This window comes from Alcanivorax xiamenensis (genome assembly GCF_009846745.1).
Classification (GTDB): domain Bacteria; phylum Pseudomonadota; class Gammaproteobacteria; order Pseudomonadales; family Alcanivoracaceae; genus Alloalcanivorax; species Alloalcanivorax xiamenensis.
This window is the reverse complement of record NZ_AQPF01000009.1, coordinates 43,108-67,573: the sequence shown is the minus strand read 5'-3', so window position 1 is coordinate 67,573 and position 24,466 is coordinate 43,108. Positions and strand designations below refer to the sequence as shown.

Annotated in this window: 23 protein-coding genes; 5 read left to right on the top strand and 18 right to left on the bottom strand. The window is 61.4% G+C overall.

All coding sequences use genetic code 11. The annotated features are described in order from the left end of the window. Positions 1–49 precede the first annotated feature (49 nt). The gene (locus A6D6_RS08320; protein ID WP_159660463.1) at positions 50–1,273 is read left to right on the top strand and encodes a nucleoside recognition domain-containing protein; all 1,224 of its coding nucleotides are present in this window, start codon (positions 50–52) and stop codon (positions 1,271–1,273) included. On the opposite strand, the gene A6D6_RS08315 is transcribed toward A6D6_RS08320, so the two are convergent. After that, positions 1,236–1,928, bottom strand: coding sequence for an alpha-ketoglutarate-dependent dioxygenase AlkB family protein (locus A6D6_RS08315; protein WP_236564037.1), 693 nt, complete (start codon positions 1,926–1,928; stop codon positions 1,236–1,238). The genes A6D6_RS08320 and A6D6_RS08315 overlap by 38 nt on opposite strands. 94 nt (positions 1,929–2,022) lie before the next feature. Between A6D6_RS08315 and corA the strand changes: the two genes are divergently transcribed. Further along, positions 2,023–2,973, top strand: a complete 951-nt coding sequence (corA, locus tag A6D6_RS08310; protein ID WP_133490843.1) for a magnesium/cobalt transporter CorA — start codon at positions 2,023–2,025, stop codon at positions 2,971–2,973. A gap of 128 nt (positions 2,974–3,101) precedes the next feature. Here corA and A6D6_RS08305 read toward each other — a convergent pair whose 3' ends face one another. Beyond that, the gene (locus A6D6_RS08305; protein WP_133490844.1) at positions 3,102–3,941 is read right to left on the bottom strand and encodes an MBL fold metallo-hydrolase; all 840 of its coding nucleotides are present in this window, start codon (positions 3,939–3,941) and stop codon (positions 3,102–3,104) included. Between the two features lie 80 nt (positions 3,942–4,021). Then, positions 4,022–4,498 (bottom strand): hypothetical protein, encoded by a 477-nt coding sequence (locus tag A6D6_RS08300; protein ID WP_159660462.1) that lies wholly within the window; start codon positions 4,496–4,498, stop codon positions 4,022–4,024. Between the two features lie 227 nt (positions 4,499–4,725). On the opposite strand from A6D6_RS08300, the gene yaaA reads away from it, so the two are divergent. Further along, positions 4,726–5,505 carry a peroxide stress protein YaaA gene (gene yaaA / locus A6D6_RS08295; protein ID WP_159660461.1) on the top strand — a complete coding sequence of 260 codons (780 nt, stop codon included), beginning with the start codon at positions 4,726–4,728 and terminating at the stop codon, positions 5,503–5,505. Between the two features lie 146 nt (positions 5,506–5,651). On the opposite strand, the gene A6D6_RS08290 is transcribed toward yaaA, so the two are convergent. The 15 genes from A6D6_RS08290 to A6D6_RS08220 all read right to left on the bottom strand — a co-directional run bounded on the left by A6D6_RS08290 (position 5,652) and on the right by A6D6_RS08220 (position 23,691). Beyond that, positions 5,652–6,569: a universal stress protein gene (locus A6D6_RS08290; RefSeq protein WP_159660460.1), complete on the bottom strand. Its 918-nt coding sequence runs from the start codon at positions 6,567–6,569 to the stop codon at positions 5,652–5,654. Further along, positions 6,566–7,279 carry a fumarate/nitrate reduction transcriptional regulator Fnr gene (gene fnr, locus A6D6_RS08285; protein WP_133491010.1) on the bottom strand — a complete coding sequence of 238 codons (714 nt, stop codon included), beginning with the start codon at positions 7,277–7,279 and terminating at the stop codon, positions 6,566–6,568. The genes A6D6_RS08290 and fnr overlap by 4 nt, the downstream gene beginning before the upstream one ends. Before the next feature lie 82 nt (positions 7,280–7,361). Then, positions 7,362–8,735 (bottom strand): oxygen-independent coproporphyrinogen III oxidase, encoded by a 1,374-nt coding sequence (hemN, locus tag A6D6_RS08280; protein WP_133490848.1) that lies wholly within the window; start codon positions 8,733–8,735, stop codon positions 7,362–7,364. Continuing rightward, on the bottom strand, positions 8,732–9,496 hold the full coding sequence (locus A6D6_RS08275) for a sulfite exporter TauE/SafE family protein (protein WP_236564036.1): 765 nt from the start codon (positions 9,494–9,496) through the stop codon (positions 8,732–8,734). The genes hemN and A6D6_RS08275 overlap by 4 nt, the downstream gene beginning before the upstream one ends. Beyond that, positions 9,486–9,668: a cbb3-type cytochrome oxidase assembly protein CcoS gene (gene ccoS / locus A6D6_RS08270; RefSeq protein WP_159660459.1), complete on the bottom strand. Its 183-nt coding sequence runs from the start codon at positions 9,666–9,668 to the stop codon at positions 9,486–9,488. The genes A6D6_RS08275 and ccoS overlap by 11 nt, the downstream gene beginning before the upstream one ends. Beyond that, positions 9,647–12,010, bottom strand: a complete 2,364-nt coding sequence (locus tag A6D6_RS08265; protein WP_159660458.1) for a heavy metal translocating P-type ATPase — start codon at positions 12,008–12,010, stop codon at positions 9,647–9,649. The genes ccoS and A6D6_RS08265 overlap by 22 nt, the downstream gene beginning before the upstream one ends. Continuing rightward, positions 12,007–12,501: a FixH family protein gene (locus tag A6D6_RS08260; RefSeq protein ID WP_159660457.1), complete on the bottom strand. Its 495-nt coding sequence runs from the start codon at positions 12,499–12,501 to the stop codon at positions 12,007–12,009. The genes A6D6_RS08265 and A6D6_RS08260 overlap by 4 nt, the downstream gene beginning before the upstream one ends. After that, complete coding sequence (gene ccoG, locus A6D6_RS08255) at positions 12,476–13,882, bottom strand: cytochrome c oxidase accessory protein CcoG (protein WP_133490853.1); 1,407 nt, start codon at positions 13,880–13,882, stop codon at positions 12,476–12,478. Before ccoG ends, A6D6_RS08260 begins: the two co-directional genes overlap by 26 nt. Before the next feature lie 5 nt (positions 13,883–13,887). Then, positions 13,888–14,799, bottom strand: a complete 912-nt coding sequence (ccoP, locus tag A6D6_RS08250; RefSeq protein ID WP_159660456.1) for a cytochrome-c oxidase, cbb3-type subunit III — start codon at positions 14,797–14,799, stop codon at positions 13,888–13,890. Further along, positions 14,792–14,962 (bottom strand): cbb3-type cytochrome oxidase subunit 3, encoded by a 171-nt coding sequence (locus A6D6_RS08245; RefSeq protein WP_133490855.1) that lies wholly within the window; start codon positions 14,960–14,962, stop codon positions 14,792–14,794. The genes ccoP and A6D6_RS08245 overlap by 8 nt, the downstream gene beginning before the upstream one ends. Further along, positions 14,959–15,594: a cytochrome-c oxidase, cbb3-type subunit II gene (gene ccoO / locus A6D6_RS08240; protein ID WP_133490856.1), complete on the bottom strand. Its 636-nt coding sequence runs from the start codon at positions 15,592–15,594 to the stop codon at positions 14,959–14,961. Before ccoO ends, A6D6_RS08245 begins: the two co-directional genes overlap by 4 nt. A gap of 10 nt (positions 15,595–15,604) precedes the next feature. Continuing rightward, positions 15,605–17,038, bottom strand: a complete 1,434-nt coding sequence (gene ccoN / locus A6D6_RS08235; RefSeq protein WP_133490857.1) for a cytochrome-c oxidase, cbb3-type subunit I — start codon at positions 17,036–17,038, stop codon at positions 15,605–15,607. A 126-nt stretch (positions 17,039–17,164) separates the two neighbouring features. After that, the gene (locus A6D6_RS08230) at positions 17,165–20,305 is read right to left on the bottom strand and encodes an efflux RND transporter permease subunit (RefSeq protein ID WP_159660455.1); all 3,141 of its coding nucleotides are present in this window, start codon (positions 20,303–20,305) and stop codon (positions 17,165–17,167) included. 9 nt (positions 20,306–20,314) lie between these two features. Next, positions 20,315–21,418, bottom strand: coding sequence for an efflux RND transporter periplasmic adaptor subunit (locus A6D6_RS08225; RefSeq protein WP_133490859.1), 1,104 nt, complete (start codon positions 21,416–21,418; stop codon positions 20,315–20,317). Positions 21,419–21,546: 128 nt separating this feature from the next. Further along, the gene (locus tag A6D6_RS08220; RefSeq protein ID WP_159660454.1) at positions 21,547–23,691 is read right to left on the bottom strand and encodes a TonB-dependent siderophore receptor; all 2,145 of its coding nucleotides are present in this window, start codon (positions 23,689–23,691) and stop codon (positions 21,547–21,549) included. A gap of 301 nt (positions 23,692–23,992) precedes the next feature. Between A6D6_RS08220 and A6D6_RS08215 the strand changes: the two genes are divergently transcribed. Then, a complete protein-coding gene (locus tag A6D6_RS08215) occupies positions 23,993–24,250 on the top strand; it encodes a type II toxin-antitoxin system RelB/DinJ family antitoxin (RefSeq protein ID WP_159660453.1) in 258 nt (85 codons plus the stop codon). A gap of 23 nt (positions 24,251–24,273) precedes the next feature. Continuing rightward, positions 24,274–24,459, top strand: coding sequence for a type II toxin-antitoxin system YafQ family toxin (locus A6D6_RS08210; RefSeq protein WP_255461649.1), 186 nt, complete (start codon positions 24,274–24,276; stop codon positions 24,457–24,459). Positions 24,460–24,466 lie beyond the last annotated feature (7 nt).

The following is a 24,466-nucleotide window of genomic DNA, read 5'->3' as shown; positions in this document are numbered from 1 at the left end:
ACGCCATCCGCCACCATGCCATCCACCACCATGGAGAGCACCGCACACCATGCATCGCCTGTTTACCGGCTTCTTCCTGATCGGCATCGCCGGCGCCATCCTGCAACTGCTGCTCGGTGACACCGGAGCTCCCGCCCGCGTGGTGGGCGCGCTGTGGGAAGCGGCCGATCTGGCGGTTCAGGTCAGTCTCGGGCTGATCGGCGTGCTGGCGCTGTGGAGCGGCCTGTTCCGTCTGGCCGAGCAGAGCCGTCTCGCCGACCGGCTTGCCGCTCTGGTCCAACCGATACTCCATCGTCTGATGCCATCGGTGACGGAAGGTTCACGAGCCGGCGCCGGCATTTCCATGAACATGGCCGCCAACATGCTTGGACTGGACAACGCCGCCACGCCGTTGGGCCTGAAGGCGATGAACTCGCTGCAGGAAAGCAATCCACGGCCGCGAACGGCCAGCGATGCCCAGATCATGTTCCTGGTGCTGAATACCTCGGCGGTGACACTGGTGCCGGTAACCGTCTTGCTCTACCGCACCCAGCAGGGCGCGGCGGATCCCGCCGACATCTATTTGCCCATGTTGATGGCCACCACCGCGTCCACTTTTGTCGGCGTGGCGCTGACCGCCCGCCTGCAGGGTATACGACTGCGGGATCCGGTATTGCTGGCCGTCGCCGGCGTCTGGTTGGGCGTGCTCGGATTGCTCGGGCTGGCGGTGTGGTGGGTGCCGGCCGAGGCCAGCGCCCAGATTTCCAGTCTGCTTGGCAACGGCCTGTTGCTGACGGTGATCGGCGCTTTCTTCGTGGCGGCCTGGCGGGCCCGGGTGGACAGCTATGACGCTTTCATCGAGGGTGCCAAGGAAGGGTTCACCCTGGCGGTGAGGCTGATTCCGTACCTGGTGGCGATGCTGGCCGCCATCGCCATGCTGCGCGCCAGCGGTGTGCTCGAAGCCGTGTTATCGGCGATCCGGCATGCCGCCCTTTGGCTTGGTTGGGATACCCGTTTCGTTGACGCCCTGCCCGTGGCTTTACTGAAACCATTAAGCGGGTCCGGCGCCCGCGCCGCCATGCTGGATGTCATGCACACGCAAGGCGTGGATTCGCTGGCGGGCCGCATGGCGGCAGTGATGCAGGGCTCCACCGAGACGACTTTTTACGTTCTCGCCGTCTACTTTGGCAGTGTGGGAGTGCGAAACTTCCGCTATGCGTTGTGGTGCGGCCTGGCCGCCGACGCGGCCGGCCTGATCACGGCGATTCTGATGAGCTACCTGTTTTTCGGTTGAACGCGCCGGGTTTCTGGCCTGGCACGCCCATCGTCCCGGTCACGATATGGCGGAAGGTAAGATTGACGCGGGGCTCGCGCACTCTCCGGCGACGGGGCAGGGCATGTTCATAAAAACGCTGCACCTGAGGTGACATGATCAACAGGCTGTCGTGGGACAGTGGCAGTCGGTGGCTCTGCCGGTGCTCGCCGTGGCGGCGCAGGCAGAAGTCCCGTGTGGCACCGAGATTATAGGAGATAATCCAGGGGGCCGATCCCAGTTCCGGCTCATTGTCCCGGTGCCACCCCATGGTGTCGTCCCCGTCACGGTAGAGATTAGCCAGAGCACCGTTGGGCGTCAATCCGGTCAGTGAGGTCACCGCGCGCCGCAACGCCATCAACGGATCTGGCCAGCCCCCGGCCCGGTGGGTGAGCCCTGAATAACGGTAGGTGACCCCGGCGTCACCCAGCCAACAGACCAGTCGTGGCACCGGATGAGAGCGGCCGAACACCTGTACACGGGGTTGCTCCCAGGGGAGTTCGTTACAAAGCGTGTTGAACAGGGCAGTGGCCGAAGGGCCGAGAAGCCGCTCAATCAGCCAGATACGCGCCCCTTGCCCCAGTTCCAGAGGAGAGGGCAGGGAGTCGAGCCGGGAAAGGGTGTGGTTGACAGTCATAGCAACCTGCTCTATCTAAGCGCCTTTGACCCTCTATGTACGCGTGGATGATGCTATGCGCGGTTAGTGGAAGGTCCGTCGCCAGGAGTCTAGCATGCTGTACGTTTACGATATTGAAGACGGAGTGCTCCGCGAGCGGGATGTGGCGGGGCTGACCCCGGACACCGCCAGGGAAGCCAGTTGGATCGACCTGGTGGACGCCACCGATGAGGAACGGCAGGAGGTGCAGCATCTGTTCCGTCAGGCGCTGCCGGAATCCGACGATGTGGAGGAAATCGAATCCTCCGCCCGTTTCTTCCATGATGAGCACGGCCTTCATGTGCATTCCCTGTTCGTTCATCAGAGCGAGGGACGGCATCGCACCTCGACCGTGGCGTTCGTGCTGCAGCCAGGCCGGCTGTTGACCTTCCGTGACTCACGCGCCCCGGATTTCCGTCTCATGCGTATGCGCATCCGGCGCGGCTGGGTGCGGGCGCTGGAGCCGCTGGACATTCTACTGAGCATTCTTGAACAGAAGACCGAGAATCTGGCTGATACGCTGGAGGACATCCACCGGGATCTGGAGGATGTCAGTTACCTGGTGCTGGAGGATGAGGAAGCGGAGCTGGAGGACGGCATCGAGAAGCTGGCCCATCTGGAAGACAGCAACGGGAAAATCCGGCTGTGTCTGATGGACACCCAGCGCTCGATTTCCTTTATCCAGCGCTATGTGCGGGCCGACAAGGAGCGCCGCCGCACCTGCTCGGAAATCCAGCATGACCTGGACACGCTGATGTCCCACGCCACTTTTCTGTTCGAGAAGATCAACTTCCTGATGGATTCCACCCAGGGGTTCATCAATATCGAGCAAAACCAGATCATCAAGATCTTTTCCATCGCTGCCGTGGTCTTCCTGCCGCCGACCATGATCGCCAGTATCTATGGCATGAACTTCCAGGTGATGCCGGAGTTGAACTGGGAATTCGGTTACCCGGCGGTGATCGGGCTGATGTTCCTGTCGGGTTTCGCCCCGTACTGGTATTTCAAGCGGAAAGGTTGGTTGTAAATTCGCGGGCACGCCGATTCGCGTGTAAACACGCTTCCCACAGAAGAGCTACAGAGCTGCTGTGGGAAGCTCCCTTGGCAGCGAATCCGCGTGTAAACGGGATCGCTCACAACCACGGACCGGCTGTCTCAGGGAAGCAGGCACCAGAGTTCGTTCTGACGGTGGGCGCGGCCGTCTTCATGCAACTTGATCAGATGCGCCTCCAGTGACAAACACGCCACCCCGTGCAGGAATTCAGGCACATCGTCGTAAACCCGTTTCACCAGATCCGGCACGCTGGTGGCGTCGTTGGTAAGGGCGGCGAAGACTTTCTTTTCCCGTTCCAACCGGTGCTTGATGGTGTGGTCCACCAGCGCCAGCGGCTCATCGATGACGTCGCCATGCCCTGGCGCCATGCGTTTGATATCCCACTGCCGCAGCTTGTCCAGGGACGACAGGTAGGCATTCATGGATCCCGAAGGCGGGGCGATCACCACGGTGGAGCCCTGAATCAGATGGTCACCGGTGAACAACAGCGCCTCTTCCTTCAGCAGGTAACACAGGTGGTTGCCGACATGCCCCGGGGTGGCGATCACTTCGAGGGTCAGACCACCGCAGTCCACGGTATCACCATCCTTGAGCTCCCGCGCCGGTTCCCAGGTGGTGTCTTGCAAACCATCATCCGGCACCCAGGGGCCTTCCAGCACGGCACCGGTGGCGGCGGCCAGGTCATGCGCGCCCGGGGAATGATCGCGATGGGTGTGGGTGACGATGATGCGTTCGATTGGCCGCTCCAGCCCCTCGGCCGCGGCCAACAGAGCCTGGGTATGTTCCGGATCCGTGGGGCCGGGGTCAATCACCGTCAGGGCTCGGCCACCCACCAGATAACTGTTGGTGCCGGGGCCGGTCATCATGCCGGGGTTACGGCCCAGCACACGCCAAGCGTTGGTAGCGATGGCCGTGGACTGGCCGGGGATCAGCGCCGCCATGGTAACTCCATTGGTTCGGGAAGCGCATTGTGACCATTTAGTCCCGGCTTGCAAACCCCCCGGTATGGTGGCGGCCCGCGCTATTCACCGTACACTTGTACTTCCCGGACCCTTAACTCCCAGCGATCCGGGGGCGGCATGCCGCGGTCACGGTCGGCCACCACCGCCAGCGGATAGCGGCCACCAGCGGGCACATGAATGGATACCGGAATACGCTCTTCATGCAGTGTTTCGCAGGCTTTCGCCGGCGGACAGGAGAGGGCGACGGTATCCAGCACTACGTGAGCGATGGCGTGGCCCCCCCGATTGCTGATCTCGCCGCTTACCCGCACGCCGGTTTCCATCTGACTGACGCCGGTGACCGTAACGGTGACCGAGGCGGGATCACCAGGCAGCAATCGTTCCTGGTCAGTGAACAGAAAGGAAATCAGCATCACCGCGCTGGCCGCGCCGACCCCGGCGAGCACCAGATAGAAGGGACGCCGTCCGGCCTGCCAGCTGCCCCACAGCAATATCACCACCGCGGTAACCACCGCCAGAACCAACAAATACCGCATGCTCTTTATCCTTCTGTCTTGTTTTCCCGGTGATACCACGGCCCTTCGCCAGCATCACCGGGATTGGAACCGGCCCTGCCTATATCTGCCAATGGTCAAAACCATGGCCGCTTGCGCTACCATCTACGGCTGCTTGATCCTGAGCCGCCACCGCACCGCCCCAACAGAGCGGTTACCGGACTATTATGATGGCGGTATTCGCGATTTCACGCCACGGAGGAAAACCCATGCTGATAGTGGTCTCGCCGGCCAAGACCCTGGATTACGAGTCACCGTTGCCGGCGCTGCGCGCTACTCAACCGCGCATGCTCGATGACAGTGAAACATTGGTGGAAAGAGCCCGCAAACTGTCACCGGCGGATCTGTCCAGCCTGATGGGAGTGAGTGACAAGATTGCCCACCTCAACGTCGAACGCTTTGCTCTGTGGCAACGCCCTTTCAACAAGGACAACGCCCGCCCGGCACTCTTCGCCTTCAAAGGGGACGTGTATACCGGGCTCGACGTCAGCCGTTTCAGTAAGGATGACCTGGCCGCCGCGCAGCAGCGACTGCGCATGCTGAGCGGTCTTTACGGGGTCCTGCGGCCGCTGGATCTGATGCAACCGTATCGCCTGGAAATGGGTACCAGGCTGGATACGCCGGAGGGCAAGGATCTGTACGCTTTCTGGGGCGACCGCATTAGCCGGCAGTTGATCAAGGACATGCGCGCCGCGGGTACCGACACCCTGGTGAACCTCGCCTCCAATGAGTATTTCAAATCCGTGCGAACCAAACTGCTGCCGGGCCCGGTCATCGAACCGGTCTTTCAGGATGAGAAAAACGGCACATACAAGGTCATCAGTTTCCATGCCAAAAAAGCCCGAGGGCTGATGGCGGCCTGGATACTGCGTAAAGGGATTGAAAAGCCGGAGGATCTGAAGCGGTTCAAGGAAGCCGGGTATCGATATGACAAAGCCTCTTCCACGGACACCAAACCGGTGTTCCGAAGAGCGGAGCAGGGTGGTTAACCGCCGAACCGATAGCTGTGGCTAGTCTATTGGTCATGGAGGCATGGATTCAGGTTGTATTCGCTGCCAAGGCAACTTCTCACGGTGGCTTCGTAGTGATGTCGCTGTGGGAAGCTGCCTTGGCAGCGGATGGGCTGTATGCCCCATCACCGCCAGTCGGTGTTAAAGCCGTCCGGTTTGATCACCAGAACATCATTGCGGGCATGCACCAGCAGCGATTCAGCGGTGGCACCCAGCAGCAGCCGTTCCACTTTATTGCGGCGAACGGTTCCCACCACCAACACATCGGTGCCGTTGTTTTCACAATAGTCCGCCAGAGTGCCGGCAATCGGCCCCTCCAGCATTTCCGTGCGCTCCAGCGGCAAACCGTGACGTTCGGCGAAGCGGTCCAGAGCTTCGCGGTGGCTTTTGCGAATGCTCTCGGCACTGGCGGCGTACTCCGGCAATGCTTCGCCAGCCACCAACAACAAGGTTTCATCCGGATGTTCCAGCACATGCACGGCGTTGAGTGATGCCCGCAGCGGCGCCGACCATTCCCGGGCAGCGGCCAACACCGTGGCATCCAGGCCGCTTTCGTCCTCTTCCTCGGGCTCAATCGCCGCGCTAAACACTGGCGGTTCGCTCCACGGGCGGTCCTGTACGCAAAGCACCGGGCAGGGCGCCCTGCGGATCAGCAGCCAGTCCCGGGGCGTGAACAAATGGCGTCGCAGCGTGCCTTCCTCGCTGGTATGCACCACCACCAGGCGCGGTTTGGCGGCGATCACCGTCTGCCGCAAATCCTCATCCTGGTCCTTGTTCGTGGTGATATGCACAGTGGCCTCGGTGTCGGCCAGCAAATCCTGTATACGCCGTTCCCAGGCATTGCGGATTTGCTGCTCGGCCGTTTGGCGACGTTTCTGGTCAAGCCCCACGGCCCGGCGCATGGCCGAGGAATCGCTATTGACGGCTACCACCAGTGGACAGTTCAGTGCGGCGGCCAGCAGCCGCCCCTTCTTCAGCGCCGGCTGCGGGGCCATCAGTTGGCGGTCCAGGACAACGAGAATGCCATCGGTCGGAATAGTCATGGTGCCTCCGTATGTAATCTGCCGCCGCCGCAGAGAGCCTCACGGTCCACAATTTCCACATCCCTGCCATCCACCAGCAGCATATCCTGCTGTTGAAAACGGGTGAAAATGCGGCTCACCGTCTCCACCGCCAGTCCCAGATAATTGGCGATGTCATAGCGAGACATGGGCAGGCGGAAGCGGCGGCTGCTCAAGCCCCTGCGCTGTTGACGCGCGGCCAGGGATAACAGTAGAGAAGCCACTCTGTCATCCGCGCTCTTCTTGCTCAACAGCATGTGCAGTTCGCGGTCCGCGCGGATCTCGTTGCTCATCAGCGAGAAGAAGTGATGCTGCAAGGAGGGGATGCGTTGGGACAGATCTTCCAGGCGATGGAAGGGAATCTCGCACACGGTGGCGGTTTCCAGCGCCTTGGCATTGGAAACATGGTGCGCGGTACTGATGCCGTCCATGCCGACGATCTCGCCAGGCAAGTAGAAGCCGGTAACCTGTTCCTCCCCCTCATCGGAGAGGACATAGGTCTTCAGTGAGCCGGAGCGCACGGCATAAACGGCGCTGAACGGGGCGGCGGCACGAAACAGGTGCTCTCCGCGCTTCAGCGGGCGGCCACGGCGAATGATGCCATCCAGTTCGTCGAGCTGGGAAGGCGCCACCGCCAACGGCAGGCAAATGGGGCTGAGACTACAGTCGTTGCATGAAACGTGACGAGGCATGCTGCGCACCTCCATATTGGATACACTGCGTATTGCAATTACGGCTTGAGACATTATGGTCTCCCGGATCGGTAACGGCGAGCTAAATAATGCGACTGAATCGCTGTGGGTTGGGGGTGCCGGCATAGCGGTCGAACAACATCGCCAGAGCGCGCACCACCAGGCGCCCGGCATCGGTGACCAACAGCACGGGGCCGTTCATATCGATCAGCCCCAATTTTTCGAATTGCTCCAGTGCGTCCAGTTGATCCCTGAAATAATCGGCGAAATCCACCTCCCAACGCTGCCGGAAAGCGACCAGATCCAGCCGCAGATCGCACAGCAGCCCCATGATCACGTCACGGCGCAGGCGATCGTCCCAGTCGAGCAGGAAACCGCGTTCGATCGGCATGCGGCCCTCTTGCACGGCCTCCTGCCAAGCGCCCAGGATCTTCTGATTTTGCGCGTAGAAATCGTCGAAAGCGCTGATGGCACTGACGCCCATGCCTAGCAGGTCCGCATCACCATGCAGTGAGTAACCCTGAAAATTACGGTGCAGAGTGCCGTTGACTTGCGCCACCGCCATGGGATCGTCCGGCAAGGCAAAATGGTCCATGCCGATCAACACATAGCCGGCTTCCTCCAGGGTCTCGCCGGCCAGTTTCAGCATGGCGAGTTTCTCCTCCGGGCTCGGCAGAGCGCTTTCCTGGATCTGGCGCTGCACCTTGAACCGCGCCGGCATGTGGGCGTAGTTGTAAAGGGAGATGCGCTCCGGGCGTAACGCCAGCAATTGTTCCAGGGAACGGGCCAGACTGGAAGAAGACTGCCAGGGCAGACCGTAAATCATGTCGGCATTGATGGATTGGAAACCAAAGTCCCGGGCCGCGTCGAATACCTTGGTGATCAGTTCCAGGGATTGTTCCCGATTCACCGCCTTCTGCACCACCGGATCGAGATCCTGAATACCAATACTGAGACGGTTGAAGCCCAGTCCGCGCAGCAATCCGAGGCGGGCCCGATCCACCGTGCGCGGGTCGACTTCAATGGCGTATTCGCCACGGTCCTCTTCGAGCAGGTTGAAATGACGGGCCAGGTCATAGACCAGCTCGGTCATCTGCGCGTCACTGAGGTAAGTGGGGGTGCCGCCGCCCCAGTGCATCTGCACCACGGGCCGCTGCGGGTCCACCAGCGCCGCCTTGTCTTTGATTTCCTGCTTCAGGAAGGTCAGATAATCCTCGGCCTTGGCCCGGTTGCCGGTGATGATGCGGTTACAGGCACAGTAGTAACACACCGTGGCGCAGAATGGGATGTGGCAGTACAGCGACAGTGGCCGACGGGCCTGATTGCCGCGAGCAACGGCCCGCCGATAGTCCTCCTCGCCGACTTCCTCGTGGAACTGGGTGGCCGGTGGGTAGGAAGTGTAGCGAGGCCCAGGACCTCCGAATCGGCGGATCAGATCCGGATTCCATTGCGTCATGTCAGCGCTCCAAAGGGGAATGGCGGCATCATGCCACTATTGGCATCGTTGACCTTGATGCAGATCAAGGGTGGTGATGGACATGGACGTCTCCGGGCAGTCCGTGTTGAAGAAATACCAGCGCCAACACCAGTGTCATCGCCGCCGCCCCCCCGCCGCAACCGCGACAGTTGCCCGCCAAATACTCCGGCGGCCCCCACCGGCAGCAGGGTAGTGGCGCCGAACATGCCCATGACCAGAGCGCCATCGCCCCATTCGCCGGTGCCAGCGGCCAGCACCAGGGCGGAATACAGCAGTCCGCATGGCAGGAAGCCCCACAGCCCCCCCAGCGCCAGCGCCTTGACCGGATGATCCACCGGCATCAGGCGGCGGGTCAGCGGGGACAGCCGGCGCCACAACCTGGCGCCGAGACGTTCGAGAGCCCGGATTGGCGCGCTGCGCCCCAGGAAATGCGCGGTCAGCAACACCATCAGCAGCGCCGACAGCAATGCCGGCCAGTGCCAGCCGCCGGCGGCCGAGCTTCTGCTCAATTGACCGCCAAGACCTCCGGCCAGCGCCCCCAGACCCGCGTAGGTCAACAGACGACCGCTGCCAAACAGTCCCTGCCAGGCGATCAGCCTGCTGCCACACCGCCGTTCTTCGGGAATCGAGAAACTCAGGGCGGCGGCGATGCCGCCGCACATTCCGGCGCAGTGGAGGGCTCCGCCGACGCCGAGAGCGAGAGCACCGGTCAACGCCACGGTAAGCGGGTCAACGATCATGATCCGCCTCCTTGCCAGCGTTGCGGCGCTGTTCGCGATCCTCGAAGATCACCGTCCAGGCGGCATGGTCCAGATCCTCGAACTGGCCCTGGCGTAAGGCCTTGAACAGCGCCCACACCGCTACGGCGAGGAACAGCAAGGCCACTGGAATCAACAAGAGCAGGCTTTCCATGTGGTTATCCTGTTGGCGTTGAGCGTCACCAGAAGTGACGAAGCGGACATTCCCAGAGCCGCGGCCCAGGGCGGAATCCAGCCGGCCATGGCCAGAGGAATCGCCACCAGGTTGTAGCCGAGAGCCCAGCTCAGGTTCTGGTGGATCAGCGCCCGGCAGCGATCCGCCAGCCGGGGCAGATCAGCCACGCCCTGCAGGCCTTCGTTGAGCAAATAGACCCCGGCGGCGCGACGGGCCAGACTGGAAGCCGCCGCCGGTGCCACCGATACCGTGGCCCGTAACAACGCCGGAGCGTCGTTAATGCCATCCCCCACCATCATTTGCGGCCCTTCCTGCTGCTCCAGTTTCTGTAACCAGGCCGCTTTGTCATGAGGTGTCAATCTCGAGCGGGCTTCGCCAATACCCAGTTCATCAGCCAGCGTGGCCACTGGCTCGACGGCATCACCGCTGGCCATGCGCAGCCGCCAGCCCCGCCGACGCAGTTCATCAAGTACCATCGGAGCTTCCTCGCGCGGTTGATCCCGCAACCAGAACAGCGCCTGCGTCCGACCATCACGAGTGAGGGCCAGACAAGTCTCGCTGCCACGACTCAGCTCCGGCGCCCCGCCAATGGCCCACTGATGGCCCTGGAAACGGCCGCTGGCTCCGGAAGTGCTCAAACGCAAATCCTCGATCGGCACCGGTGACAGATCATCAAAAGCGCGCGCCAGCGGGTGCGGGTGATCCCGCTCCAACCCGGCCGCGATTCGGGGCAGGGAGGTGAGCCATTGCGGTTCTCGCCACTCCACCCGTTGGAACCGGCCGGTGGTCAGCGTGCCGGTTTTATCAAGCAGGACACCGCGAATACCCGGCAAGGATAAAAACTGAGAGGGGGAAGCAATCAGCAAGCCCAGCTTCAGTCCCCGGGCCAGCGTGGCGGAAAGCGTTAACGGCACGGCCAGAGCCAGGGCGCATGGGCAGGTCACCACCAGCAAGGCCAGCATATGCTCGAACGCCTGGGCCGGCCCGCGGTGCCAATGCAAAATCAGGGTGATTGCCGACAATACCAGTACCGCGACGGTGAACCAGGGCGCCACTCTCTGCCAGTCGCGTACCACGGTTACCCGCTCTTCCTGTGCGCGCGCCACTTGTTCACCAATGCGCGCCACCAGGCTGCTGTCGGCGGCGCTGGTGGCTTCGATATCGACACTGCCTTCCAGAATTCGCCCCCCGGCTTGCACCGAATCACCAATGGCGCGGGTGCGTGGCAGGGATTCGCCGGTCAGGGCCGCTTCGTTAAGGCGGGCCTCGCCGTCGCGAATAATCCCGTCCACCGGCACGGTTTCCCCCTGACTGGCACGTACGGTATCGCCGGCGCACAGCTGGGCGGTGGCCACCCAGTCTCCACTACCGGTGCCATCCAGCCGCCGGACCACCAAGGGCAGAGTGTCCTGCAACTGCTGCCAGGAACGCTGGATGCGCTGACGCTGATGCAGTTCCAGCCAGCGGCTGAGCAGCAGGAAGAACACGAACATGGCGGCGGAATCGAAGTAAACATGCTCACCACCGCTGGCCATCACCACCAACGAACCGCCCCAGGCCAACAACAGCGCCAGGGCCACTGGCACATCCATGGTCGGGCGGCGCGCTTTGAGGCCGCGCCAGGCGCCCTGGAAAAAGGGCCAGCCGGAGTAGAACACTACCGGGGTGGCCACCAGCAGGCCGGCCAGCCGGAACAGATCCTGGTAAATACGGTCCGTGCCTTCAAACACACCGATATAAAGGGCCGCGGAATACATCATGGCCTGCATCGCCCCGAGGCCGGCCAATGCCAGCCGCCCCAGCAAGCACCGCCGTTCTCTCTGCAGATGGCCCTCCCAGGAGGGATCACCCGGCAAGGCGACCCGGTAGCCCAACTCCAGAATGCGCCGCACGGCGGCGCTGGGGAACCGGGGTTCGGCGGCGTCATAGTCCAGGGTCAATTGCATGCTGGCCAGATTGACCTGAACCGAACGGGCCCCGGGGAGCCCCATCACCACCTTTTCAATCAACCAGCAGCAAGCCGCGCAGGTGAGCCCGGAGACCCGCAGCCGCAGGCGGCGCCGATCATCCTGTTCCTGGATGTGGGCGGCCAGCAATTGCGGCATATCGAACAGCGCCAGGGTGCGCTCCGATTCCTCGCCGGCCACCAAGGGCGCGTTCTTGCTGCGGATAGCGTAATAGTCTTCCAGCCCTAGACGATGAATCATTTCCACCGCGGCGGCACAACCGGGACAGCAGGTGGGCTTTTCGCCATCCGGGGTACGGGCGACGAAAGGCGAGACACCAACGCCTTCACCGCAGTGCCAGCAGGCCGTGCTCATGGCGCGTCCCGCAGAGGCTGCAGCCGCTGACGCAATCGCCAATGCCCCTGTTCCGGCGTCACCGTCACCACCCAGTGATCGTTCGCCGCCAGAACGCCGCTGTCGGCCCGATAACGGCCTCCCCCCTGATGATGGAATATCATGGCAAAATCGCGCTCCGCGAAGGTCGGATGACGGAACGCCACTTGCAACCGTTCGGGCCAGGGCATGGGCACTTTGCTGGTCAGTTGCAGACGGGCCGGTTCACCGGCGTACAATCGCGGTTCCAGACCCAGCCGGCGGGCCTGATCCAGATCGGCCATGGAACGGTTGATGGCCTTGCCTTGTTGATACCAGTCGTCCGCCACGGTGGCGTCGGCATGACGTATCGCCAGAGTCAGGGTGACCATGCCCCCCACCACCGAGGACAGCGGGATCAGAATAACCAGCCACACCAACGGGTAGCGATACCAGGGCAGGGGGACATCATGGAGCGATGAAGCGTGATTCATGGCGCACCTCCAGATCAGGCACATCCAGATCCCGCACCCGGAACCAGATGGTCCGGCTGTCCAGATCGGTGACATAGGGATCGTAGCTGACGGTGACGGGCAGGCTTCGGTGTTGTCCGCCCTCCAGCGTCACGGTCATTTCGCCATGGACCAGTTCCAGACCTTCCGGCGCCTCCAGAGAGACGCGATAGCGGTGGCTGTGCTGGTCCTTGTTCAGCAGTTCCAGGCGGTAGCTGTTTTCCACCTCGCCCAGGCTGGTGAGGCGGTAGAGTTGGTTACGGTCACGCAATACATCCACCTGCAGCGGCACCCGGCTATACAACGCCCAGACAAACGCCAGCGACAACAGGGAAATCACCACACCATAACCGATCAGTCGTGGCCTCAGTACTTGATGACGGCCGCCGGCAAGAGCGTTTTCAGTGGTGTAACGAATCAGTCCGCGAGGTTTGTTGACGCGATCCATCACCTGATCGCAGGCGTCGATACAGGCAGCGCAGGTGATGCATTCGTACTGCAGGCCATCGCGAATATCGATACCGGTGGGGCAGACCTGCACGCACAGGCTGCAGTCCACGCAATCACCGGCCAGGGGGGCGGCCTGCTTTTTGCGGGAGCCACGGCCACGGGGTTCGCCCCGGGCGGTGTCGTAGGACACGATAAGCGTGTCACGATCAAACATCACGCTTTGGAAACGGGCGTAGGGGCACATATAGAGGCATACCTGCTCACGCAGGAATCCGGCGTTGCCGTAGGTGGCGATGGTGAAGAAGCCAATCCAGAACAGCGCCCAGCCGCCCACCTGAGCGGTGAGGAAAGCCGGCACCAATTCACGTATCGGCGTGAAGTAACCGACAAAGGTCAGGCCGGTAATCAGCCCCAGCAGCAACCAGCACAGGTGCTTGCCGGTGCGGCGCCAGAGTTTATTGAATGACCACGGCGCCTTGTCGAGCTTCATACGCTGATGCCGGTCGCCCTCGAATATCCGCTCGATCCCCATGAAGAAACGGGTCCAGGTGGTCTGCGGACAGACATAACCGCAGTAGACCCGCCCGGCCAGAACGGTAAAGAAGAACAGAGCGAACGCGGCCAGCATCAACGCCCAGGCGAGGAACAGGAAATCCTGCGGCCAGAAGGTGATACCGAAGATGTGGAAACTGCGATGGGGCAGGTCGAACAGCACCGCCTGCCGCCCCTGCCACTGCACCCAGGGCAGTATCAGATACAGCCCCATGGTCATACTCAGCCCGAGGTCGCGCAGGCGCTGGTAATGGCCGGACACATGCTTGGCCTGAATCCGTTCGCGTTTGGCGTACAACGCCACCGAGCGACCGTCGCCGATGTCTTCGGAATGAACCGGGATGCGCTCCGTTTTCGACATTCTGACTACTCCTCGGTCTCCATGGAGAGGCTGTAGACGTAGGCGGCCAGCACGTGGATGCGTTCCGGCGTCAAAACCCCTTCGTGGGCGGGCATATGCCCCTGACGGCCTTCCCGGATGGTGCTCTCGATGTCCTCCAGACGGGCCCCATAGAGCCAGATACCATCGGTAAGGTTGGGGGCGCCAATCATCTGGTTGCCCGTGGCGTCGGCGCCATGACAGGCCTCGCACACCTGGAATCGAGGCTCGGCTCGCTCGGCCGCGTCACGATACTCGGGCTTGTCCTTGAGGTCGGGCCGGCTGAGGGTTTGCACATACATGGCCATGTCCCGCACCGCTTCGTCGGTGTTGCCAATGGCCGCCGCCATCGGCGTCATGGTGCCGCGGCGTCCGCTGGTAATGGTCTGCACGATGGCGTCGGGCGAACCACCGTAGAGCCAGTCACCATCGGTGAGGTTGGGATAGCCGCGCGCGCCGCGCGCATCGGAGCCGTGGCAGATGGCGCAGTTCTGCGCGAACAGCCGGCCGCCAACGTCACGGGTTTCAGGGTAGTGGGCCAGCTCATCCACCGGCACCTTGGCGAATTCCTTGAACAACGGCTCGCTGCTTTTTTCCATCAGCGCCACTTCCTGTTCCCACTGAGTGACACTGGTCCAGTTCAGCAGGCCGCCGAACCGGCCCAGGCCGGGGTAGAGCACCAGATAGCCCGCGGCGAAAACCAAAGTGCCGATGAACAGAAACAGCCACCAGCGGGGTAGCGGCTGGTTTCGCTCCTCGATGCCGTCGAACTTGTGACCGGTGGTGTCCTGGCGCGCCTCCTCGGCGGACAGGCGGGAGTTGGCGAACAAGAGCACCGCGCACCCCACCAGATTCAGTACCACGATAAAAATGATGTAACCGCTCCAGAAATCACTCATGGCCTTGCTCCCCGTCGCTCCCGGCCCGGGCCTGTTGATCATCACGTACCGGCAGTTGCGCCAGTTCCTGATATTGCTGTTTGCGGCCGGGCCGGTAGACCCAGGCCACCAGCGCGAGGAACGCCAGGAAAAACAGTACGGTCAGAACGCTGTGATAGGTCATTCGCGGACCTCCTTACGGGCCTGCCCAAGGGAGAGCAGGTAGGCCACCAGCGCGTCTTCCTCGCTGGCATCGGCCCATTCACCGTTTACCTTTTCCATCTGCTCGGCCACGTCCTGCTCGCTGTAGGGCACGCCGAAAATGTCCTTGAACACACTCAGCGTGCGTTCCATGTGCTTCCAATCCACCGGCGTGTTTTGCAGCCAGGGGTAGGCCGGCATATTGGACTCAGGCACCACCGCGCGCGGATCACGCAGGTGCTCGCGATGCCATTGCTCGGTGATCGGGCGCAGCCCCACCCGTGCCAGATCCGGACCGGTACGCTTGGACCCCCACAGGAATGGATGCTCCCAAACATCTTCTCCGGCCACGCTGTACGGCCCGAACCGCTCGGTTTCCGCGCGCAGCGGCCGCACCATCTGGGTGTGGCATACATGGCAGCCTTCCCGGATATAGATGTCGCGGCCGGCCATTTCCAAGGCATCGTAGGGCCGCAAAGTGGACATCGGCTCGGTGGTGGATTTCTGCCAGAACAGCGGCACGATCTCGGCCAGCCCGCCAAAACTCACCGCCACCAGAATCAGCACGATCAGCAGGCCCACGTTCTTTTCGATTACGGCGTGTCGGTTTGCCATCGTTGATCTCCTAGTAGGCAAGGGCCAGACGATTGTCTTCACCGGCGTCATCACGGGTGCCGCGAATGGTGAGATAGACATTGAGTGCCATCAGCAACATGCCGACCAGGAACACCACGCCGCCAAGCAGGCGCACGATGTAGAAGGGCTGCCGTTCCACCAGTTCCTGAACGAAGTTGTAGGTGAGGGTGCCGTCGTCGTTGACCGCCCGCCACATCAGACCCTGCATGATCCCGGACACCCACATGGCGGCGATGTAAAGCACCGTGCCAATGGTGGAAAGCCAGAAGTGCACGTTGATCCAGCTCACCGAATACATGCGCTGGCGGCCAAACAGACGCGGCGTCATGACATAAAGCGCGCCGATGGAGATCATCGCCACCCAGCCCAGGGCGCCGGCGTGCACGTGACCAATGGTCCAGTCGGTATTGTGGCTGAGCGCGTTGACCGTTTTGATCGACATCAGCGGCCCTTCGAAGGTGCTCATGCCGTAGAAGGAGAGGGCGACGATCAGGAAGCGGATAATCGGATCGTCACGCAGCTTGTGCCAGGCGCCGGACAGCGTCATGACACCGTTGATCATGCCGCCCCAGCTGGGCGCCAGCAGGACAATGGAGAACACCATGCCCACGGACTGGGCCCAATCCGGCAGGGAGGAATAGTGCAGATGGTGCGGCCCGGCCCACATATACACCGCGATCAGCGCCCAGAAGTGAACGATGGACAAACGATAGGAATAGACCGGACGTTCAGCCTGAATCGGCACGTAGTAATACATCATGCCGAGGAAGCCGGCGGTGAGGAAAAAGCCCACGGCGTTGTGGCCGTACCACCACTGCACCATGGCATCGATGGCACCGGCGTAGGCCGAATAGGACTTGGTCAGGGAAATCGGCACGGCGGCGCTGTTAACGATATGCAACAGCGCCACCGCCAGAATGAAGCCGCCATAGAACCAGTTGGCCACGTAAATGTGCCCGGTACGCCGTTTCGCGATGGTACCGAAAAAGACCACCGCGTAGGCCACCCAGACCAGCGCCAGCAGAATATCGATGGGCCACTCCAGTTCCGCGTATTCCTTGGCACTGGTGAATCCCAGAGGCAGACTCACCGCGGCCAGCACGATGACCGCCTGGTAGCCCCAGAACACGAAGGACGCCAGTCGGGGCAATGCCAGCGAGGTTTGGCAGGTGCGCTGCACCACATACAAGGAGGTGCCGATCAGAGCACAGCCGCCGAAAGCGAAGATCACGGCGTTGGTGTGCAACGGGCGAAGGCGGCCGAAACTCAGCCAGGGCAAATCAAAGTTCAAGGCAGGCCAGGCCAGTTGCGCGGCGATCCAAACCCCCACGAACATGCCCACGACCCCCCAAACCACGGTCATGACAGTGAATTGGCGAACCACATGGTAGTGGTACGCCGGCGGCGCAGCGGCGTCTTGCATGGTGTTGTCCTTGCAGATTGAGGCGTGTGCAAGGTATCAGGCGGCGCCAAAGCTACCCTTGATATACATCAATAGAAGCTGGCGGGAGGTTGAAATCCCGGCCTTTTCGGGCCGGGATGGGGGCAATCAGGCATTGGTCCCGGCGGGGCGAGTCAAGCGCAGTACCGAAACGGTCAACGCTGGCAGGAAAGTAACGGTAACCAAAGCGGTGCCAAGCAAACCGAACAGTACAATGGCACCGACGCCACGGTACAGCTCGGTGCCTTCACCGGGCAGCAGCACCAGCGGTGCCAGACCGCATACCGTGGTGATCGTGGTCATCGCGATCGGACGCAGGCGCGAGCGCACCGCGTTGCTGATCGCTTCAGTGGCGTCGAGCCCGAGACGGCGATTGGTCAGCGCCTCGTGCACGATCAGGATCGGGTTGTTGACCACGGTGCCCATAAGAATCAGGAAGCCGAGCATGGAGATCATATCGAAGGATTGCCGCACCGGTGCCAGCCCGATCAACGGCAACAGCGCGCCAAACCCGTTCAGTAACGCCAGACCGAGAATGCCGCTGGCAATACCTACCGGAATCGTGGTCATGATCAGCAGGGGGTAACCCCAATGGGTGAAGATTGCCACCAGCAGCAAGTAGATCAGCGCCAGCGCCACGATGTAGTTACCGGCCAGCGCTTCACGGGTGGCGTCCATCTGATCGCTGGCGCCGGAAATGTCCACGGTGACTCCGGCCGGAATCCGGCCTTCGTCGCGCAGATCGCCGATCACCCGCTCACGCACCAGGGCAACCCCGGTTTCCAGCGGCACATCACGGGGCGGGATAATGTTCAGGGTCACCGTTCGCCGTCCATTGATGCGGCGTACCAGGCTGGTGTCCACGGTTTCCACCAGCGTCGCCAGCGAGGACAACGGTACCGTCACTCCCAGCGGGGTATGCACCGGCAGCGAGGGCAGTGCATCCAGGGCCGGATCGATGCCGGCATTGCTGTATGCATAGATATCGACCTTGTCGTCGCCGAGGAAAAATTCATCCATGAAAGCACCATCGGTGAGCGCGGCAACGGTGTAGCCCAGGCTTTCGGCGCTCATCCCCAGTTCCGCCGCCCGTTCCCAGTCCGGGCGTACCTCCAGCATCGGTTGCGCCAGCGACAAACTGGAGGGTTGCGACTGAATGCGCGGCTGCTCGAGTACTTCTTCGGCACGCCGGTACGCCGCCAGGGCCACTTCATAGAGCATGGCCAGATCATTGCCGGAGATATCCAGGTTGACGCTGCGTGTGCCGCCGTCATTGCTGGAAATGATCGAGCCCCGTGAGGCGAAGGCGCGCATTCCCGGGTAGCGCTGGTAAACGTCGGTAATGGCGTCCATCAACGGTTCCATATGCGCCGGGCTCATCGGCTCGGCGATCAGAAACAGGCCGGTGGGCTCCACGTAAAAGTTGAGATACTGAATCGGCGGCGCCGGCAACTCCCCGGCCTCCCAGCGAGCCGGGTCTTCGCCCACCAGCGGCAGGAAAATCGCCTGCACTTCCTCGCCGATTTCCGCCATGGCATTGAGGTTATACCCTGGCGGCGCGTTCATGTTGGCGAATACCTTGGCTTCCTCGCCCTCCGGCAGATACTCCGCCGGTGGCGTGAGCAGCGCCAGAATCAAACCACCGAGCAGCACGGTGCCGCCGATCACACCGATCCGGCGCGGACGGCTGGCACTGAGCCCGTCCGAACAACGGTGCAGGATGCGCAGCCAACGGCTGTCCTGTCCCTGATGCTCGAACACCGCGCCAAAATCCAGACGCGCCGCCAGGGTAGGAATGACCGTCATCGCCACCAGCATGGACACCAGAATCGACGCGGAGACGGCGATGGCGATGTCGGAATACAGCTGCCCGGCCTCCTGCTGAATGAACACTACCGGCAAAAACACCAACACCGTGGTCAGTGTCGAGGCCAATACCGCCGGCCACACCTTGCGGACACCAGCCACCGATGCCCGGAAACGATCCAGCCCGCGCCGCCGCTCAATCTCGATGCTCTCCAGCACGACGATGGAGTTATCCAGCGTCATGCCAATGGCGAACGCCACGCCGGCCAGGGAAATCACATTGATGGTACGTCCGGCCAACAGCAACCCCAGAAACGCGGCGATGGTACAAATCGGAATACCGATGACGCCGACCGCGGTAATCCGCACCGAGCGCAAAAACAGAAACATCACCACCGTGGCCAGAATCGCGCCGAGGGCCAGATTGAACCAGACGTTGGCGACCGACGCCTCGACATAGCGGGCATCGTCCGAAATCAACGCCATGCGCAGGCCGGCGGGCTCCAGCACTTCCTGGTTGATCAGTGCCATCTGATCGAACATGGCGTACTTGATATCGATAACGTTGGAGCCGGTCTCGCGACGCACCGCCAGACCAATCACCGGCTCGCCGTTGACCGAACTGATGACGTCAATAGGGAAGTGGTCCAGCTCCACGGTGGCCACATCGCGCAGCCGGATCACACCATCACCGCGCCGCGCCAGCACCAGATCCAGCATCTCCGGCACCTGCTCGAAACGGCCAACTGTCCGCAGCAGATAACGGCGCTTGCCGCTGTCCACTTCACCGCCGGACACATCCCGGTTGCGCTGACGCATGGCCTCCCGCACCTCGGTGACGGTGAGGCCGCGTTCAGCCAGCTTTTGCGGATCGAGCAGCACCCGGATCTGCCGCTCAGCGCCGCCGCGCAGTTCCACCTGAGAGACACCAGCCACGCTTTCCATGCGGGTACGGACATTGTCGTCGATGAAATCCCGCATCAAATCCAGGTCAAGATCCTTCGGATTGCCCGGCAATGGTGAAACCCGAAAGTACATAAAGGCGTTGGCGGAAAACGAACTGGACAGAATGATCGGCTGATCCACGTTGTCCGGGTAGGAGGGCACCTGGCTGAGCGCGTTGTTCACCCGAATCAGGATTTCGGTAATGTCGACGCCAAACGGAAATTCCAGCTCGACCTCGGCGATACCGGTACTGGCCATCGACGTCAGCCGCCGTAGATTCGGCACATTGCGCAGGTATTCCTCCTGCTCAATCAGAATTTCCTTTTCCACGTCCTGCGGCGTGGCGCCGGGCCACTGGGTCAGCACGGTGACCGTGCGCACTTCCAGATCCGGAATCATTTGCACCGGAATGCGCAACGCGGCCAGCACCCCGAGAAGAGTGATGATCAACACCACCACCGTCATCAAAGTGCCATTACGGACGATTTTCTCGAACACAGCGCCGCCTCAGTCCCGTACGTCCAGTTCCCGGCCGTCGCGCAGGCTCTCATTGCCGCGCACTACCACTCGATCACCGTCGCTCAGACCTTCCTGCACCGCTACCCAGTCGCCCAGCCCGTCACCGACGCGCAGGCGCTGTTCTCGGGCGACCAGAGCACCGTCCGCGCCGTCCTCAGCCACCCAGACCGAAACGCGGCCATCCGGATAACGCACCAGTGCATCCCTGGGTACCGCCAATCGTGGTTCGGCAGCGCTCAGAAACAGGCTGGCGCGCACCGACATACCCGGCGTCACCGGCGGCAGGCTCGCCCCCTCTGCCGTGCTGGTCAGGGTGGCGCGGATCAGGAAGGTGCGGGCATTTGGATCATTGACCGGCACGATGGCGGCAATGGTGGCCGGGTAGGCGGGACCGGCGTCACCGCCCAGCCGCAGTTCCACCCGGCTTTCGCCGGATACGCGCGGATAATACTCCTGTGGCACTGCCAGGTCCGCGTGCACCTGTTGCGGACTGACCAACTCGAGCACCGCGGTACCCGGCGTCACCCATTCGCCGATCTCGCTTTGCTTGGCGCTGATGACGCCATCGAACGGTGCTTTGAGAACATGGCGGGCGAGGAGGGCATGTTGACGCCGTTGCTCGGCGCGCGCGCTGGCAAGTGCCGCCTGGGACATCGCCACCTCGGCCTCCAGGCCACGCACCTCACTGGCGGCAATGCTGCGCCTGGCCACCAGTGTGCTCGCCTCCTGAAAACGGCGCCGGGCATCCGCCAGCCGCGCTTCGGCTTCCTCGGCCGCCGCCGACGCGCCGGCCAGAGCCAGACGATTCAACTCACCGTCCAGCTCCAGCAGTACCTGCCCCTGTTTAACCTGATCACCAACATCCGCCTGCAAAGCGATAACCAGCCCGGCCACGGAAGTGGACAGGCGGGCGGCCCGGTCAGCGGTGAGCGTACCGGTCAACGGCAGGCGTTCCTCCAGATGCCGCGGGGTCACCGTCACCAGTGATACCGGCTCCCTTGCCCGGGCCGACTCCCACAGCGACAACAACAACAGCCCGACAAAGCCAGCCCGAAAGGCAGGCGTCCAATCCGATTGACGATTCCACGACATGATGCACCATTGCAAAGATTATCCGACCGAAAGCGATCCCCAATGGCCAGGGTGCCCCTGAAGCGGTGCAAAGCGCTAGCCGCAGCAAACCCGCCAGACAGCGCCCCCGTGAGGGCGGCCTGTCGACATTACCATCGATAGCTTACTTTCGCCGCGATTTGGCGGCCCGGGTTGTAGTAGTTCGCTGTGCCTGATCCAACCACATGTTGCTCATCAAGCAGGTTGTGGACATTGACGGCGACACTGATGTTGTTAATGAACTGGTAGCCAAGAGACGCGTCGAAGAGCGTCTCAGAATCGCTCCTGGAGGTATTGGCCGCATCAAAGTAATAGGAACCGGTGTGACGAGCACCGAGGCCAAAGCTCATTCCGGTATCCGGGAAAGTATAGTGCCCCCAGAGCGTAGCGGTATGGTTCGGAGCAATAGCGAAGTCGTTTCCTTCCAGTGAGGAACCATCCCGAAGCGTGCCACGGATCACCTCCGGTTCTATGTAGGAGTAACCCCCGGTCAGACTCAGGTTATCGGTGAGTTCGACTTTCGCTTCCAGATCAAGACCGCGCACACGGGATTCGCCAATGGTTTCGCGCTCGATGGTGCCGTTGTCCTGTACCACCGCAATGGTGACGTCGTCTTTGTTCAGCTCGTAAACCGCTGCCGAGAACAAGGCGTTCAGACCCGCGGGAGCATATTTCACGCCAATCTCGTGCTGCTCACCACGCTCCGGCTTGACGCCGATGGAGGGTGGGGCGACCGATTCCACATAGCTGACGTAAGTCGAAAACTCATCATTGACTTTATAGGTCAGGGCTCCACGTATCGACGTCTCCGAAAAGTCGTCGCTGTCATCGAACACGGTGCCATAGGATGAGCCCTCGCTGGAAAGATCCATCGAGTCGTTGCGAACCCCGGCTGTGATAACGAATCGGTCATGGAAAGACAGATTCTGTGTCAGAAAGACGGACCGGGTGGTGTAATCCTGTTTGTTGACGCTGTAGATATCCAGATCACTCGGAGCCCCGGAATAAACCGGATTTGCAATATCGATTTGTTCCGCGTCCCCATAGAAGGAGCTATCGTCCGTCGAAGCGTCCCGATATTCGACGCCCAGCAAGGTGCTGCTGTCGATGTAATCGAAGCTGACATCGTATTGCAAGATAACGTTGCCGATCAGTTCATGCACTTTGCTGTTGGTGCCGAAATAATCCCGATCCACTATCGTATCTGTTCGGGCGGCGGAATCCGTCAGATAGACATAACCAAAGTCGTCGGTCAGATCGCTGTAGCGCAGATTCCCTCGCAAGGTGAGTCCATTACTGAAGTCATGGGTGAGCTGTCCGGTCATGCTGGTACGCTCGACATCGTGATAGTTGAAATCCGGCTCCCCAAAGAAGTCGCTGCGATCGTATTCCCGGTCCAGCGGATAACCGCCACTATTGGGCGTGTTATCACGCTTCAGATAATCCAGAATCAATGTGGCCGAGGTAAAGGCGGTGGGCTCCCAGGTCAGCGCTCCCATGAAGAACTGATTGTTGTCCTTCGAATGATCGTATTCACGATCGGCATCCTGGAATTTGCCGGTGAAGCGATAGGCCAGTGTCTCGCCAGCATCCAGGGCATCCCCCACATCGATGCCGGCCTCTTTGTGGTTAAAGGAGCCATAACCCAGGTAACCTTCGCCAAAGCGGTAAAATTTCGGCCGTTTGCTCACGAAGTTGACCGAACCTCCGGGATCCGCCGGACCGAACAGGGTGGAGTTGGCCCCACGCAACACTTCAATGCGCTCGTAGGCGTAGGGTTCCTCGCGCACACCGCGCATCGACCCCAGTGTCATCCCGTCGCGGTAGGTAGTGGCCTGGAATCCCCGGATTTTGAAATAATCGTTACGGTCGTCAGTACCGTAGTAATCGGTGATGACCCCGGGCGTATATTGAAGGACTTCCTCGGTGGTACTGGCGTTGCGCTGCTCAATCTCTTTCTCCGTGATGACTGACACCGAGGCGGGAGTGTCGAGGATGCTGGTTGCTACCTTGCCCCCGACCCATAGCTCCCGGGCGACAATGGAATTGGCGTCATCATCCGGCGCTATTGCCTGTGTGTTGACGATAATGGGGGCGAGCCGATATACCGTTTCATCCTCGTTCCCACCGGCCTCCCGGGCGTTCCCGATCACGGGGACAATAGCCAGTGTCGTGCCGCATAGCAGGGCCGTCGTGGTCCATTGGCAGCGTAGTCGATTTGCTTTGCCCCGGGCCGCGCTGTTGCTGTCAGTCATTTTTGAACCCCAGAAGGTGAAGAACCCATGGCGTACCAAGAGAGCCAAACCGGCGCGTCATGGTTCTTTATCGAGAGGGGTAGGGATTATCGGTGGGGATCGCCCAACGGTCAATAATGATAACGCTTCTCACAATCATTAGCAGAACTAGACAAGAATCACCGGGTGGCATGATGCCATCTATAATTGGGTGTAATGTATGTTATGTTAAATAGGAGCTAGGACACGCCCTGGAACTCTGACTTTGCCACTCGGTCGAATGTGACCACAATTGGACTACACACCCACAGGAGATCCAGCAATGCGTGCCGACACCTATGTACGGGCCCGGATATCCACGGAAACCAAGGAACGCGCCACTGCCGCGCTGGAACGCATGGGCCTCAGCGTTTCCGACGCGATTCGGCTGTTGATGCTGCGCGTGGCGGATGAAGAGCGCCTGCCCTTTGCCGTGACCGTGCCCAACAAAACCACACAGAACGCCATGCGGGAACTGGACTCCGGGAAAGGCAAGCGGTTCGATAGCGCCGACGAGCTTTTCGACGATCCAGGGCTTTGACATGCTGAACCAAGCTCCGCGCCCTGCTGATGTTGCTTATCGAGGAAAAGGCGTTGCCCCAGCGCTACAAAGACCATTCCCTAAGAGGCAACTGGGAGGGCTTCCGGGACGCCCACATCGAACCCGATTGGATATTGATCTACAGGATCGACGGCAGCGAACTGCAACTCGCCCGCGCCGGCACCCACGCCGATCTATTCAACGAATAAAAAAGAG